Source organism: Dysgonomonas mossii DSM 22836, assembly GCF_000213575.1.
GTDB lineage: Bacteria > Bacteroidota > Bacteroidia > Bacteroidales > Dysgonomonadaceae > Dysgonomonas > Dysgonomonas mossii.
Map to the genome: position 1 here is coordinate 548,349 of NZ_GL892005.1, position 14,454 is coordinate 562,802.

General features: G+C 37.0%; 7 protein-coding genes. 5 read left to right on the plus strand and 2 right to left on the minus strand.

From position 1 onward, the window contains the following. Positions 1-602: 602 nt before the first annotated feature. The 4 genes from HMPREF9456_RS05850 (at position 603) to HMPREF9456_RS05865 (ending at position 9,039) form a co-directional block, all read left to right on the plus strand. Positions 603-3,611 carry a SusC/RagA family TonB-linked outer membrane protein gene (locus HMPREF9456_RS05850; RefSeq protein WP_026177038.1) on the plus strand — a complete coding sequence of 1,003 codons (3,009 nt, stop codon included), beginning with the start codon at positions 603-605 and terminating at the stop codon, positions 3,609-3,611. Between the two features lie 13 nt (positions 3,612-3,624). Next, positions 3,625-5,232 (plus strand): RagB/SusD family nutrient uptake outer membrane protein, encoded by a 1,608-nt coding sequence (locus HMPREF9456_RS05855; RefSeq protein ID WP_006842557.1) that lies wholly within the window; start codon positions 3,625-3,627, stop codon positions 5,230-5,232. Positions 5,233-5,254: 22 nt separating this feature from the next. Then, positions 5,255-6,649 carry a SusF/SusE family carbohydrate-binding protein gene (locus HMPREF9456_RS05860; protein WP_006842558.1) on the plus strand — a complete coding sequence of 465 codons (1,395 nt, stop codon included), beginning with the start codon at positions 5,255-5,257 and terminating at the stop codon, positions 6,647-6,649. A 173-nt stretch (positions 6,650-6,822) separates the two neighbouring features. Continuing rightward, positions 6,823-9,039: a glycoside hydrolase family 97 protein gene (locus tag HMPREF9456_RS05865; RefSeq protein WP_006842559.1), complete on the plus strand. Its 2,217-nt coding sequence runs from the start codon at positions 6,823-6,825 to the stop codon at positions 9,037-9,039. A 104-nt stretch (positions 9,040-9,143) separates the two neighbouring features. Here HMPREF9456_RS05865 and HMPREF9456_RS05870 read toward each other — a convergent pair whose 3' ends face one another. Continuing rightward, positions 9,144-10,427, minus strand: a complete 1,284-nt coding sequence (locus HMPREF9456_RS05870; RefSeq protein WP_006842560.1) for an L-cysteine desulfidase family protein — start codon at positions 10,425-10,427, stop codon at positions 9,144-9,146. A gap of 449 nt (positions 10,428-10,876) precedes the next feature. Between HMPREF9456_RS05870 and HMPREF9456_RS05875 the strand changes: the two genes are divergently transcribed. Then, positions 10,877-11,824 (plus strand): diacylglycerol/lipid kinase family protein, encoded by a 948-nt coding sequence (locus tag HMPREF9456_RS05875; RefSeq protein ID WP_006842561.1) that lies wholly within the window; start codon positions 10,877-10,879, stop codon positions 11,822-11,824. 2 nt (positions 11,825-11,826) lie between these two features. Here HMPREF9456_RS05875 and HMPREF9456_RS05880 read toward each other — a convergent pair whose 3' ends face one another. Continuing rightward, on the minus strand, positions 11,827-14,385 hold the full coding sequence (locus HMPREF9456_RS05880) for a DUF5686 and carboxypeptidase-like regulatory domain-containing protein (RefSeq protein WP_006842562.1): 2,559 nt from the start codon (positions 14,383-14,385) through the stop codon (positions 11,827-11,829). Between the last annotated feature and the right edge of the window lie 69 nt (positions 14,386-14,454).

Consider the following 14,454-nt stretch of genomic DNA (forward strand, 5'->3'; position numbering starts at 1 on the left):
TAATTAATTGTAGTCAAATATTAAACAACCCATTAAGTTTTTTTGTTTAACATATATTGAGTTTATATTATTTCTTTTAGTGTGCAAGGGACGGGACTTTAGAGTCTTCTATAATTTTGTATATATATCGTATAGAAATTGTCTTCGTCTCGAAATAAGTTTTGCTAATTGCAAAAGTCTTGAATATGATAACAAATGTATACATTCATTTAATATATTGTATATAATGGTTATATAAAAGATTATAAAAGGTTGATAAGCAAAATATATGTTACAATCTGATTGCAATCGTTTGCATAACAAAAAGCAGCTTTTTATAAAATCTTTTGATACAAAACAAAATAGGTCTTCTCATATTTGTAGTATAATCCTAAAATATCATGAAAATACAAGTGTTTCTAATGTTAAATCTGAACCAAGATTTATTTAAAAATATACAAAATATAACATTTGCCTTTTCTATCCTCTATTCAAAATTCAGGGTTGATCAGGATTTTATTGAATACGAATAGTATTTTATGCACGCTAGAATATATAAACCGATTATATAGAAATAAGTAATAAACTAATCAATATTAATGTTAATCTTAATATTATTTCGCATGAAAAGAAAGATTAAGAACAGATGTTTAAATGTATTCCTGCTATTTATGTTAGGAATATTGGTATCAACATCAAGTATTTTTGCGCAAGGCGGAAATATCACAGTTAAAGGTAATGTGAAGGACAATAACGGTGAACCTATCATTAGTGGTAGTGTTGTTGTTAAGGGTACAACTAATGGTACTATAACAGATTTGGATGGTAATTATGAAATCAATAATGTTCCGTCCAATGGTACTTTGGTTTTTTCTTATATCGGCTTCAAAAACATAGAAGTCTCTGTATCAGGAAAAACGAATATTAATGTGTTAATGGAAGAAGACGCTGTTATGTTGTCAGATGTAATAGCTATTGGGTATGCTACCGGTAGTAAGCATACTGTATCTGGTGCTGTACAAAAAATCAGTAAAGAGGATATGAATGCCGGAGTTGTTAATAATCCATTAGATGCACTTAAAGGTAAAGTTGCCGGAGTTAATATTTCTAAGGTTGGAGGAGATCCAACAGCAGGGGCTTCTATTCGTGTGCGTGGAACGACTTCTTTGTCAGGAGGTAATGATCCACTTGTTATTATCGATGGGGTATTTGGAGATTTAGGGTTACTTAATGCAATTGCTCCTTCCGATATTGAGAGTTTTACGATATTGAAGGATGCTTCAGAAACTGCACAATATGGCTCTCGTGGGGCTAGTGGTGTTATTGTGGTAACAACTACAAAGGGAAAATATGGAGTTAGAAGCTTGAGTTATGATGGAACTTTTGGTATTGAATCGGTGTATAAGAATATCAAAATGCTTAACGGAAACCAATATCGTCAGGCAGTTCAGGATTTGGGATTGACAAATGCTATTGATGGAGGAGCCAATACTAATTTCTTAGAAGAAATGCAACAACTTGGTTATACCCAGAATCATAGAATTGCCTTTGGTGGAGGAACAGAGGATTCAAACTATAGGGCATCTCTTGGTATTGTAGATCAGAAAGGTATAATCAAAAATAACTGGATGAAAAACTATACTGCTAAAATTGATATTAGCCAGTTCTTTTTCGATAAAAAAATTCAATTGGAGATGGGTATGTTTGGTTCTAAGAAAGAACAACGATATGTAAATAACTATCAAAAGACATTTTATTCAGCAGCTTCATTTAATCCTACATTTCCAGCTACACAAAATGAAGATGGAACATGGCCGGAAGATGTTAATGCTAACGAGGTTGATAATCCTCTAGGGCGTTTGACTATCAATGATAGAGAAAATAATGCTTATCTGAATGCTCATGCTAAATTGACTTGGACGATAATAGATGGACTTAAGTTTAGTGCATTTGGATCATATACATATAATTCGAAAGAAAATTCGAAGTATTTACCAACAAACATAAAAGAAGGTATAAGAGAGAAGGGGTTAGCCTATAGAGGATTGGCTAATTCTGATATATTGATGGGTAATCTTGGATTAAATTATAAAAAGACCCTAAATGATGTACATGCTATTGATATTCTAGGATTAGTTGAAGGCCAAAATTATAAATATCATGGTTTTACCTCTCAGTCGAGAGGCTTTGGTACTAATTATTTTGATACAGATAATTTGAAAGGTGGTGCTTTGGTAAAATATGGAGATGTCAGCTCATACAGAAATGGATATGATATATTTTCAATACTTGGACGCTTTAACTATGTATATAATGGAAAATATATCGCAACAGTCAATTTAAGAAGCGATGGATCCTCTAAATTAGGAGATAACAACAAATGGGGCTTCTTCCCTTCAGCATCACTTGCATGGAATATGAGTGAAGAAGAATTTATCAAAAATATATCTGTTATCGATAATTTTAAACTGAGAGCTGGTTATGGTGTTACGGGTAATCAGGATGCAATATCAGCATATAATTCACTACAGTTAATGGGCCCTACAGGACTAGTTACCGTAAATGGCGACCCTGCTGTATCATATGGCTACTTAAGAAATCCTAACCCTGATTTGAAATGGGAAACTAAAAAAACTTTTGATGCTGGATTTGATTTGTCTATCTTGAAAAATAAGTTAGATATAACTTTTGACTATTATTATTCTAAAACTTCAGACTTATTATTCAATTATACAGTACCGGTACCTCCATTTATTCATCCTACTTTACTTGCTAATATGGGGTCAATGGAGAATCAAGGGCTCGAACTGGCAGTAAACTTTACTCCAATAAAGAAAAAAGATATGGGGCTGACTATTTCTGCTAATGGAGCATACCAGAAAAATAAGTTGCTGTCTTTAGATGGTGTCTACAAAGGTCAGGAGATTAATGCTGCTACTTATATGTCTCTTGGAGGTATCTCTGGCGCAGGTTCAATCGGGGGAGATAACAACGTGGTTTATAATTTGGTCGGTCAACCACTAGGTGTATTTTATCTTCCTAAAGCGACTGGTATCATCAACGATGGCTTTGATAGCTATTCTTATAATATTTTAGACTTGGATAATGATGGCTCAGTGATTACTTCTGCGGGTAAAGATCGTTATATAGCAGGACAGTCAATTCCTAAGTTTTTCCTTGGGGCAAACATAAACTTTAGATATAAAGACTTTGATATTCAAACTCAATTGAATGGCGCATTTGGACATAAAATATTCAACGGTACATACTTATCTTATATGAATATGAATAATTTTCCAACATACAATGTGCTGCCTGATGCTCCTAAGATGAACATAAGAGACAACAGAGTAAGTGATTATTGGCTGGAGAAAGGTGATTATCTAAATATAGCATATTTAACTTTAGGCTATAATATCAATACATCTAAGTTTAGCAAATATATAAAGACGATGCGTATTACTGCGTCTGTAAACAATTTGCATACATTCACAGCTTATAAAGGTCTTTCTCCGATGATCAATAGCTCGACTCTAGACGCTAATAAAACAGATAACGATCTAGGTATAGATGATAAACGTTTCTATCCATTGAGTCGTACATACTCTATTGGTCTTAACATTAATTTTTAAAGAATAAGCAATTATGAAAAAGAAATTTCTATATAGTTTTATTGCAGGAGCAGTTATTCTAGGACTTAATGCTTGCTCTCTGGACGAAACACCGATTGATCAATTACCGGAAGATGAAGCTTACAAAAGTCAGCAGTTGATCTACTTGAACGCTGTAGCTGGATTATATACAGAGATTGGAGCTGATGGAGGAGGTAGTGGTTTGGCTGGAACTGATCGTGGTTTGAATGATCTCAATCTTTTTACTGCAGATGAAGCTGTTTTGCCAACTAGAGGGGCTGACTGGTACGATGGAGGGCTATGGGTTAATCTATATCAGCATCAATGGACATCTACAAACGACCTTGTAAAAGGTTCTTGGGACTACCTCTACCGTGTTGTTGGTAAGTGTAATCAGTCGATAGATAAGATGCAGTTCTATTTAGATCAGGATAGTGAAAATGTATACCTTAAAGAATATATTGCAGAGGTAAGAGCGCTTCGTGCTATGTATTACTATTATTTATTAGATAATTTTGCCCGCGTACCTATTGTAACATCTTCTTCTACGGAGATCAGTGAGGTAAAACAAGCGGAAAGAAGTGAAGTCTTCAACTTTGTAAAGACAGAATTACAGGAAGCGTTACCCCTGTTAAAATCGGCAAAGAGTGCAGTCCCGGGAGAATATTATGGGCGTATGACAAAATCTGTAGCATACTTTCTTCTAGCCAAACTGGCATTAAATGCTCAGGTCTATTCTGACGATAACTGGGAAGATAATAACGGAGTTCCTAACGGCTCAACTTCATTCTCTGTTGATGGAAGTGATATAGGAGCTTGGAAAGCTACTATCAAATACTGTGATTTGATAAAAGAAGAAGGTTACACATTAAATCCAAGTTATTCGGCCAATTTTGCTGTTAAAAATGAAGGTTCGGTAGAAAATATCTTTGTCATACCAATGGATCCTACATTATATAAAGCAAGAAATATGTATTGTGTGCGTACTCGTCACTATGCTCACGCTAAAGCTTGGGGACAAGATGGATGGAATGGAGCATCAGCAACGACAGATTTATTAAAGGTCTTTAGAGAAGGTGGAGAAGATCCTCGTCTGAATATCTGCTTCTTTACAGGAAAGGTACAAGGACCCGATGGTAGTGATATAATGGATGGAGATGTTGTGTTAGAGTACAAACCTGATGCTATAAAAATAAATACGAGTAATGAGGCTACAGAAAAAACTGCAGGAGCTCGTTGGAAAAAATATGAATTTGACCCTAATGCTCAGTCCGGAGGACAATTGGTTAGCAACGATTATGTCTTATATCGCTACGCCGATGTCTTATTGATGAAAGCTGAGGCTATGGTTAGAGACGGACAAAATGCAGATGCCTTATTAAAAGAAGTTCGCAATCGTGTTAATGCATCCGAGAGACCTGCAACGTTGGAAAATATACTAAAGGAAAGAATGCTAGAATTATCTTGGGAAGGATTCCGTCGTCAAGATTTGATTCGATTTGGACAATTTAATAAGGCTGCTATGGACAGAAGTCCTTCTGAACCATATAGGAAAGTATTCCCTATTCCATTTGCAGTTCTGGATAACAATAAGAATCTAACTCAAAACCCTAAATATTAATCCCAAATTAAATAGCAATAAGATGAAAAATAAAATTATATATTGGGGAATAACACTCTGCCTTATACTGGGCTTCACCGCTTGTGGCGAAAATGATAATTGGGTGGTAGTCGATGACGTGCAGCCTGGTGTTTATGTATCAGGGTCGGCTGTGGTATATAAATCGATTGCACCGGCAGCCTCATTCAAGGCCGGATATCCGGATCCCGACACCGATGAGAGAGAAGGTGTGTCTACTATTTTTACATGGTTAAAAGCAAGTGGAGATTTATTTATAACAAAAGCTGATGCAACAGGAAATATAATCAATTATGGAAAAGGTGCAGAGGTTTCTTCTGTAACTAGTGAGCTTGTAGCAGAAGGTCCTGCTTACAAAGTGACTGAGGATGGTTTATATTTTCTTATTTACAACAGTAATTTAAGTCAACTCACGATAGTTCCGGCTAAGTTTGGAGTTATTGGAGCGGCCACTCCTCAGGGATGGAATGCCGAATCCCCTTTTACTAGTGTTAACTATAACGAGTCGACTGCTACAGTTGAATTTAAAGGCACTTTCCCTTTTACAAAGGATCAAATGAAGTTTAGGTTTAATGGAGATTGGGGTATTACTATTCCATACGATGCATCATCTACTATTAAATTTCATACTAATATGGGATCTATCGGAGACTCTGATGGTGCAGTTGCACTTGCTTCGTCTTCTACTGAACTCAAAGGAGGAGGTAAAAACCTCAGTGTACCTCTTGGCGCGGCATACGATGTGACGCTAAAACTTGATCTTCGTACTAATAAATTCTCAGTCTCAGCAGTACAAGGAGAAATTATAAAGCCTACCTATCCCGAAGAACTCTATATGACAGGAAATGAGTTTGGCAATTGGTTCTCTGATCCTGCGGGTGTTGTTAAAATGGTTCCGGTTAATGGAGCTAGTGGTTCATTCTGGTGTGTAAGGTATTTTACAGCAAACCAAGGTTTCAAATGGGCTCCTCAGCCATCTTGGGATGGTGGCGACTTTTCAGAGCTAGCATCTAAAGAAGGATATTCAATAAAAGATGGTAACGCTGTAGTTGATGCTGACGGTCTTTACATGGTGTACATTGATATGGTTGCAGATAAGATTGTTATAGAGCCTGCTAAGGTATACGGAATAGGTAATGCCTTTGGGGGATGGGATGCGGCTACATATCCGTTTACAATATCTGGGAATAAAATGACAATAACTACTACCGCTGCAGGAGATCTAAGAATCTATGCTGGTTCATCTGCTGCTACAACTGATTGGTGGACTCGTGAGTTTAATATATTTAATGGAAAAATAGAATATAGAGGAGCCGGAGGCGATCAAGCAGCAGTACCTGTTGCTGCAGGCAAAAAAGTTACTCTTGATTTCAATGCCGGTACAGGTACGATAGAATAAATTAGATTAATCGAAATACTTATTAGAAGAGGTGGCTGATTTGGTCACCTCTTCTTTTTGCTATAATCTGCAAACGTTTGCAGATTATTTTGTTTGGTTTACAAGAAAAGGATTCTATCATTGAACTCTAAATGTAGTTTCTTTGTATACAGGAAAATATTTTTTTAAGAATCATGAAAAAAATCATCAGTATTTCTATTTTTATTGGCTTTTATTTAATCTTTGGAACAGTGAAAGCGCAAGAACTCAAATCACCAAATGGAAATCTTACATTAAAGTTTTATTTGCAAGGTAATGGTGTGCCAACTTATAGTTTAACGTATAAGGGAAAAGATGTAATTAAGCCTAGTAAGCTGGGTTTGGAGTTGAAAGACAATAGTGACTCTCATACTGATTTTAATGACTTTTCTATAAAAGGAAATACAGACTCACAAAAAGAAGATAAGGTTTCTTTACTTGACGGATTTCAACTTACAAATAGCAATACATCATCGTTTGATGAAACATGGCAGCCTGTATGGGGTGAAGTAAAAGAAATACGCAATCATTATAATGAATTAGCTGTAACGCTAAATCAGCAATCAACAGACAGGCACATCCTTATTCGTTTTCGCCTATTTGATGATGGCTTAGGTTTTCGCTATGAATTTCCCGAGCAAAAGAATCTTATATACTTTGTTATAAAAGAAGAACGAACTCAGTTTGCTATGGCCGGCGATCATAAAGCATTCTGGATTCCGGGCGATTATGATACACAAGAATATGATTATACAACATCGAAGTTGTCAGAGATAAGAGGGCTGATGAGTAAGGCTATTACTCCTAACTCTTCTCAGACACCGTTTTCTCCAACAGGAGTACAAACTGCTTTGATGATGAAAACAAATGACGGGTTGTATATCAATCTTCATGAGGCTGCTTTGATAAACTACGCATGTATGCATCTTAATCTAGATGATAAGAACATGGTATTCGAATCTTGGTTGACTCCTGACGCACAAGGCAACAAGGGATATATGCAAGCTCCATGTAATACACCATGGCGTACTGTGATAGTGAGTGATGATGCACGCGATGTACTGGCTTCTCATATTACACTCAACTTGAATGAGCCATGTAAGATTGAAGATACATCATGGATCAAACCTGTAAAGTATGTAGGTGTATGGTGGGAGATGATTACCGGTAAAAGCACATGGGCTTATACTGATGATGTCTATAGCGTACAGCTAGGTGTTACAGACTATTCTAAAACAAAGCCAAATGGTAAGCATGGTGCAAATACTGCCCATGTGAAAGAATATATAGATTTTGCTGCAGAGCATGGGTTTGATGCCGTATTAGTTGAAGGCTGGAATGTTGGCTGGGAAGATTGGTTTGGAAAGTCTAAAGATTATGTGTTTGACTTTGTTACTCCATACCCAGACTTTGATGTGAAAGGATTGCATGATTATGCGAAGAGCAAAGGCATTAAACTGATGATGCATCACGAAACGTCGGCTTCGGTTCGTAACTATGAGCGTCATATGGATCAGGCATATAAATTTATGGTAGACAATGGTTATAACTCTGTAAAAAGTGGATATGTAGGGGATATAATTCCTCGTGGAGAATATCATTACGGACAATGGATGGTAAATCATTATCAATATGCTTTGGAAAAAGCAGCCGATTATAAAATAATGGTGAATGCACATGAAGCAGTTCGTCCTACAGGCGTATGTCGTACATACCCTAATCTGATCGGTAATGAGTCAGCTCGTGGAACAGAATATCAGGCATTTGGTGGTAGTAAGCCTAATCATGTTACCATACTACCTTTTACCCGTTTGATTGGTGGCCCGATGGACTATACTCCCGGTATTTTCCAGATGGATGTAAGCAAGATTAATCCTGATAATCATTCACATGTGAACAGTACGTTAGCAAATCAATTGGCGCTGTATGTGACTATGTATAGTCCGTTGCAAATGGCTGCCGACTTGATAGAAAATTACAAACAGCACCTTGATGCTTTCCAGTTTATAAAAGATGTAGCTATCGATTGGGACGAAAGTAAGATTCTTGAAGCAGAGCCGGGAGAATATATCACAATAGCACGTAAAGCAAAAGGTTCAAACGATTGGTTTATAGGAAGTGTATGTGATGAAAACGGACGTACATCAACTATTACATTCGATTACCTCGATCCTGCAAAAACATATATTGCTACAATATACAGCGATGCAAAAGATGCTCATTATAAGACTAATCCGCAGGCATATACAATTCGAAAAGTAGTGATTTCTAATAAGTCTAAATTGTCTCAATTCTGTGCTCCGGCCGGGGGATATGCAATAAGCATTGTAGAAGTAAGTAAGAACGATATAAAAGGTTTAAAGAAGCTGTAAAAGGCAAGATACAGTTAGTTATAGGGTTTGGTTATCTAGGTTTGAGTCGCTCCATTTGGGGCGGCTCTTTTATTTCATTTATTCCAATCTATGAATCATAAGAGTTATTTGCTGGTCATTATCTTTAACACTAATTTGTCTGTTTCTTGCATACCTACAGCACCTATACTTGTCAGGTTCTCTATGGTTTTGTCCACGTCGTCATCAACAATACCCTCTAGCGAAGAAACTACTTTCTGCTCCATTGCCATAATTGCCGAAAGCACGGCTGTAGACACTCCGCTGGATATCTTCAAGGCACAACTAGGCTTTGCCCCGTCGCAGATCATCCCTGTGATATTGCCAACCATGTTTTTTACCGCAAATGTTATTTGGTTGTAATCTCCTCCCATCAAGTAAGTTATCCCGCAACTAGCACCTGTTGCAGCTGCAACACAACCACATAGAGCCGATAAACGTCCTAGTTTCTGCTTTATATATACTACTGTAAGGTGGCTGATAATTAACGCCCTTATCAGACTCTCTTCCGAGCAATTTGTGTCTTCTGCATATGTCAGAACCGGAAGCGTTGCAGTAATACCTTGATTACCACTGCCTGAGTTACTCATTACCGGTATCATAGCACCATCCATGCGAGCGTCACATGCAGCGGCGGTATACGACATCATGTGAGTAAGCATTGAATCTCCGAATATTTGTTTTCCCAATGCTCCTGTCATCGTTTTAGCTACATTGTGACCATAGCTTCCTTGGGCTGACAGCTTCGAAGCGGTACGGTTTAGTTCCGCCGCTTGAAGTATAAAACGAATATCTTCTATCGGAGTAGTAGTCGCAAACTCATATACTTTTGAAAAGGATAACTTTATCTCATCTTTATTCTCTTCGCAAAGGCTGTTGTCACATTCATTTACTATTATTTCTCCGTTTTTAGAGATGTGAGAAAAATGTGTGTGTGTGCCTTTTATTATAGCTACAGCTTCATTTTCGTTCTTAAGGCAATGCACTTCAATATATAGATTATCATCTATATCTTCTTTAAGCCCTATTTCTATCCGTTTTTCCGCAATATATTCTTTCCCTGTATCTACATCTTCCGGCTTCAAGTCTTTCAGCACCTGTAGTCCATATTCACTTTTACCTATCAAAGCTCCTAGTGCAATCGCTATGGGCAGTCCTACCATCTTTGTCCCCGGAATACCAACACCCATTGCATTTTTCAATATATTGGCGCTCAGGTATACTTTTATCTTCTCCGGCATAGTTTCCAATACCTCAGTGGCTTTGGCTACACATAGGGAGACCGCAATAGGCTCTGTACATCCAATAGCCGGAACAACTTCTTTTTTGATTAAACTGATGATTAAACTACGTTCACATTCGTTTAGCATGCTCTTTTAGCTGATTTAAGTTTTATTCAGACAAAGGTACAGGTTCTTCTTTCAATTTATTGTTAAAGGCTTCATAAAAAAGGGAAAATAAAGAAATAATTGACAATAAGTCAAACTATAGATTATGTTTTAGTTTATAAAAAAAGTAACAATAGCTATTTTGGGAATTGTCATATAAACAGTTGTTTGGGTTCAAAAGGTGACAAAGGTGACAGTTTTTGAGTTATTTTATTGTGTTACTTTTCGTTTTGTATAGAAAATACTATAGCAATCTATGAAAGCTTTTCTGTATATATAAGATAAATTTAGAATATAACTTTATTTATATGGAGACCCTTAATAGGATCGCATCAATAGCCTTTTTAAGTGTCATATAATTCAATAGTCATTTATTTTGACAGTGATAGTTAAAACCGTATTTTTGTACCGCAAAACAGATTCATTTCATTATGGTTCAGAAGAAAAAAATATATGTAATAATCAACCCTAAGTCGGGTACTTCAGCTAAGCAAAATATTCCGCATAAGATTGCTGAAGCATTTGATCCCTATAAGTTTGATGTGCATATTTTTATTACCGGTTATCCCGGTCATGGATCAGAAATAGCCACTCAGGCGATAAAAGATAAGGCCGACTATGTGGTCGCTGTGGGGGGAGATGGCACTGTAAATGAAGTAGGAGGGGCTCTCGTAGGTTCAGATGTAGCTCTTGGTATTATACCTATGGGCTCGGGAAATGGTTTAGGACGCGACCTGAACATTCCAACCGATCCGAAGAAAGCAATGGAGATCATATTAGAAGAAAATATAATATCCATTGATTACGGAACAGTGAATGATCGCATATTCCTTTGTACCTGCGGAGTAGGGTTCGATGCTGAAGTTGCAGCTAAGGTTTCAGGTAGGAAAAATAGAGGTTCTTTGATGTATCTCAAAAATATGCTTGAAATATTTTTTCAACAAAAGCCACAAGAGTATATAGTTACATGCCCCGAAGGAACAATAAAGGATAAAGCCTTCGTTGTTACTTGTGCTAATGCATCGCAGTATGGATACAATGCCCATATTGCACCTCATGCCGATATACAGGACGGGTTGATGAATGTGGCGATATTGAAACCTCTTTCGATATTGGATGTGCCTCAAACTTCACTACAATTGTTTACAAAAAAAATAGATGAAAATAGTAAGATGGTTGAGCTTTTGACCAATGAGGTTACTATTATTAGAGAACAAGCTGGCGTGATGCACATTGACGGTGATCCGGTAGAGATGGGAAAAGAAATACATGTGAAGATAATTCCATTCGGATTGAAAGTACTTGTCCCTAAAAAACTACAAAAGAAACACCCTCTTGATCCACAAGAACTTCTGTTGAGGGTTTTAGGCTCTATTTAACGTTAGAACGTCAGCTCGAATGATATTCTGATTCCGTCTTTATCTACATTCGGATGGTAGAGATAGTTTACCCTTCTTACATAATCGACACGGAAGAATTTAAAAACATTCTCAATACCTATGTTATATTCCATATAAGGCGTGTTTGTGGTCGAAAACGTCTCTTGTGGAAATAACAATAGATTATGATTAAACCGAGGGTCGTTGCGCTTACTCAAATCACCATAAAAGCCTCTGAATCCAAAGACCTCACGCCATTTCAACCATTTAAGTACAGGGATTCTATTAAATAACCAACCTCCCAGATGGTAATATATTTCCCATGATACTTGAGCATCGTGCACAAACTCCAACGGTTCTATCAAATAATAATTACCACGCTGGACTGTATACGAATTGTTAGCACTTGGTGTAATTAAGAATGGAAAAGGAGCTTCGCCCCACAGCTTTTCTGCTTGTGCCGATAAGGTTAGCTTTCCGTAAGGAGCTATCCACATTTGTTTGAAGAATGATAATGAAGTCCTATTGTAATTGTATTGTCCGCCAAAAAGATTATTCACGGCCATCACATGCGACAAGGTGTAAATGGTTCGTGGTGCAGTTAAGGAACTTCTCTTTCGGCGCATTTGGTAGAATTTCTCATTGGGTGCATAGCGCAAGGTAAGCATTGTCTCGGTGGTACGTATTCTATTTACATTGTACTTGTTCCCGTCTTCGCCCATCTTCTCAAAAAGAAGTTTTCCGGCAGCTTCTTCATCAAAAGTATGCCCGGTGAGCGTGAATGAGAATCCACCGTAAAATTCCTTATCGTACGATATTTCAGTCTGGCGGTTATATGTCATCTTCACATTGTTGGATCTGCGAAACGACATAAATATGTTATCTTTCTCGGCTTGTGTCTGTCGTTGCCCAAGCGTGTTTACATCATATTTATAGGCTACCGTCAGGTTGTTTCTTGGGTATTCGTCTTTGGTATATTTTACATCGTTAAATGCCCATGTTGCTTCGCCATAATATTTAAACTTCTCGTCTTTAGTACCATAAGCTGCATATCCGTATAAGAAGAGATGCTTATGAAGGTTCTTGGTTGTGTTGAGGGTCAATCTAAAACGATTCCCTTCCACAGGATTGAAACTATACATTGTAGGGAGTCTTCCAATTTCCAGCTTTGTGTCCTCCTTATTTTTGGTGGTAGGAAAATAGCCTGTTGATAATACACTTCCGGCATTCAGCAAAACTTTAAACAGAGCTACTTTGTTTACATCTTCCATCATCTGATCCATCCGGTAATCTTTCTTAAAGTCCGGAGGGCGGCTGTTAGTCCAATATTTTTTATCTCTTTTCAGATAGTCTTTTTCAAATGCTTCGGGAGCAGCCAGAGCAAAAACGGGATCCATCGGATTGTCTATTGCAAATCTCTCGTATGACTTTACTTTATCAACATAGAATTTAACCATGTTTATCATAGACAGGTCTATGGCCATGCGCTCTTTGTCCGGAATCCATTTGTTGTCTGCTGTTTTTTTGAAATCGAGTTGTATGATAAGTTCATCCACAAAATTGATATTCATCTTTTTCGGAGTTCTCAATACTGCCCTTTTTACGGCATACATACTATCCAGAGAAATATATAAATTTCCCGTAAAGCCAATATCACGTGAATTGAACGGGGCAAAATCGAGCTTTACATATCGGTTATGATCTATATTTACTGTATCGGATATATACCAGCGATAGAAATTTACAGAGCTGTGATCACTTAGCGGGCTGACAAACTGCTGAAATAATAAAGTGATTGAGTTGTCTGTTATATTAATATCTTTAAAAACCTCTTTGATAATGGCATCGAGAGCTTCAGTCTCAAAAGTCTGGTCAAGACCTTCTATATGATACCCTTTTACAATACGTTTGTTTCCTTTCGGATCTTTACGATAAAATACATCTGTCAATTTCTCTCTTACCGACACCGGCAAGATGGGCTTTTTATCTATCAAAGATGTGTCTATATAATTAGGAAGGAATGTGTAACGCTTAAATTGCGATTGTTCAGGTTTGAACTCATTCAGGGCAATAAATGTACGCTCGTACTCTTCATACTGATAGTACTTTAATGCCGAAATACTATTGATGTCTTTATGGGCTATTACTTTCTTTATTAGTTCTACAGCCGGATTATTCTTTTTCGAATATTTTTCTTTTTGTGGACGTACTATTACTTCTTTCAGTTGTTTGTCTTCAGGTTCTAGTAATATCTCTCTGGTGGTGGTAACCCCGGGATGTATTGTGAATGATTGGCTTTTGTAACCCAACAGCGAGGCCGAAACAGTCGTTCTATTTCCCCTATAGCTAAGTCTATATTCGCCATCTTCGTCGGAGAATGTTACAGCAGATGTATTGTCGATCGTAATACTTGCGAAAGGTAGCTTTTCTTTTGTTACAGCATCTCTTACAACACCACGCACCACTGTGAGGGATTGGGCGTATGTCATGCCATAAAAACAACAGAATAAAAAGAGAAAAACTGTCTTCCTAAGTATTATATATTGTGGAGTTTCACTCATTCTTTTATTGGGGAATCACATTTGTTTTTTTGTATTTAAAAAATCAAGAGTAAATATCGATATTTACTC

Excerpts from the sequence above, each read along its gene's own strand:
- HMPREF9456_RS05860 (WP_006842558.1), top strand. The coding sequence starts at position 5,255 with ATGAAAAATAAAATTATATATTGGGGAATAACACTCTGCCTTATACTG.
- HMPREF9456_RS05870 (WP_006842560.1), bottom strand. The coding sequence starts at position 10,427 with ATGCTAAACGAATGTGAACGTAGTTTAATCATCAGTTTAATCAAAAAA.
- HMPREF9456_RS05865 (WP_006842559.1), top strand. The coding sequence starts at position 6,823 with ATGAAAAAAATCATCAGTATTTCTATTTTTATTGGCTTTTATTTAATC.
- HMPREF9456_RS05855 (WP_006842557.1), top strand. The coding sequence starts at position 3,625 with ATGAAAAAGAAATTTCTATATAGTTTTATTGCAGGAGCAGTTATTCTA.
- HMPREF9456_RS05850 (WP_026177038.1), top strand. The coding sequence starts at position 603 with ATGAAAAGAAAGATTAAGAACAGATGTTTAAATGTATTCCTGCTATTT.
- HMPREF9456_RS05875 (WP_006842561.1), top strand. The coding sequence starts at position 10,877 with ATGGTTCAGAAGAAAAAAATATATGTAATAATCAACCCTAAGTCGGGT.
- HMPREF9456_RS05880 (WP_006842562.1), bottom strand. The coding sequence starts at position 14,385 with ATGAGTGAAACTCCACAATATATAATACTTAGGAAGACAGTTTTTCTC.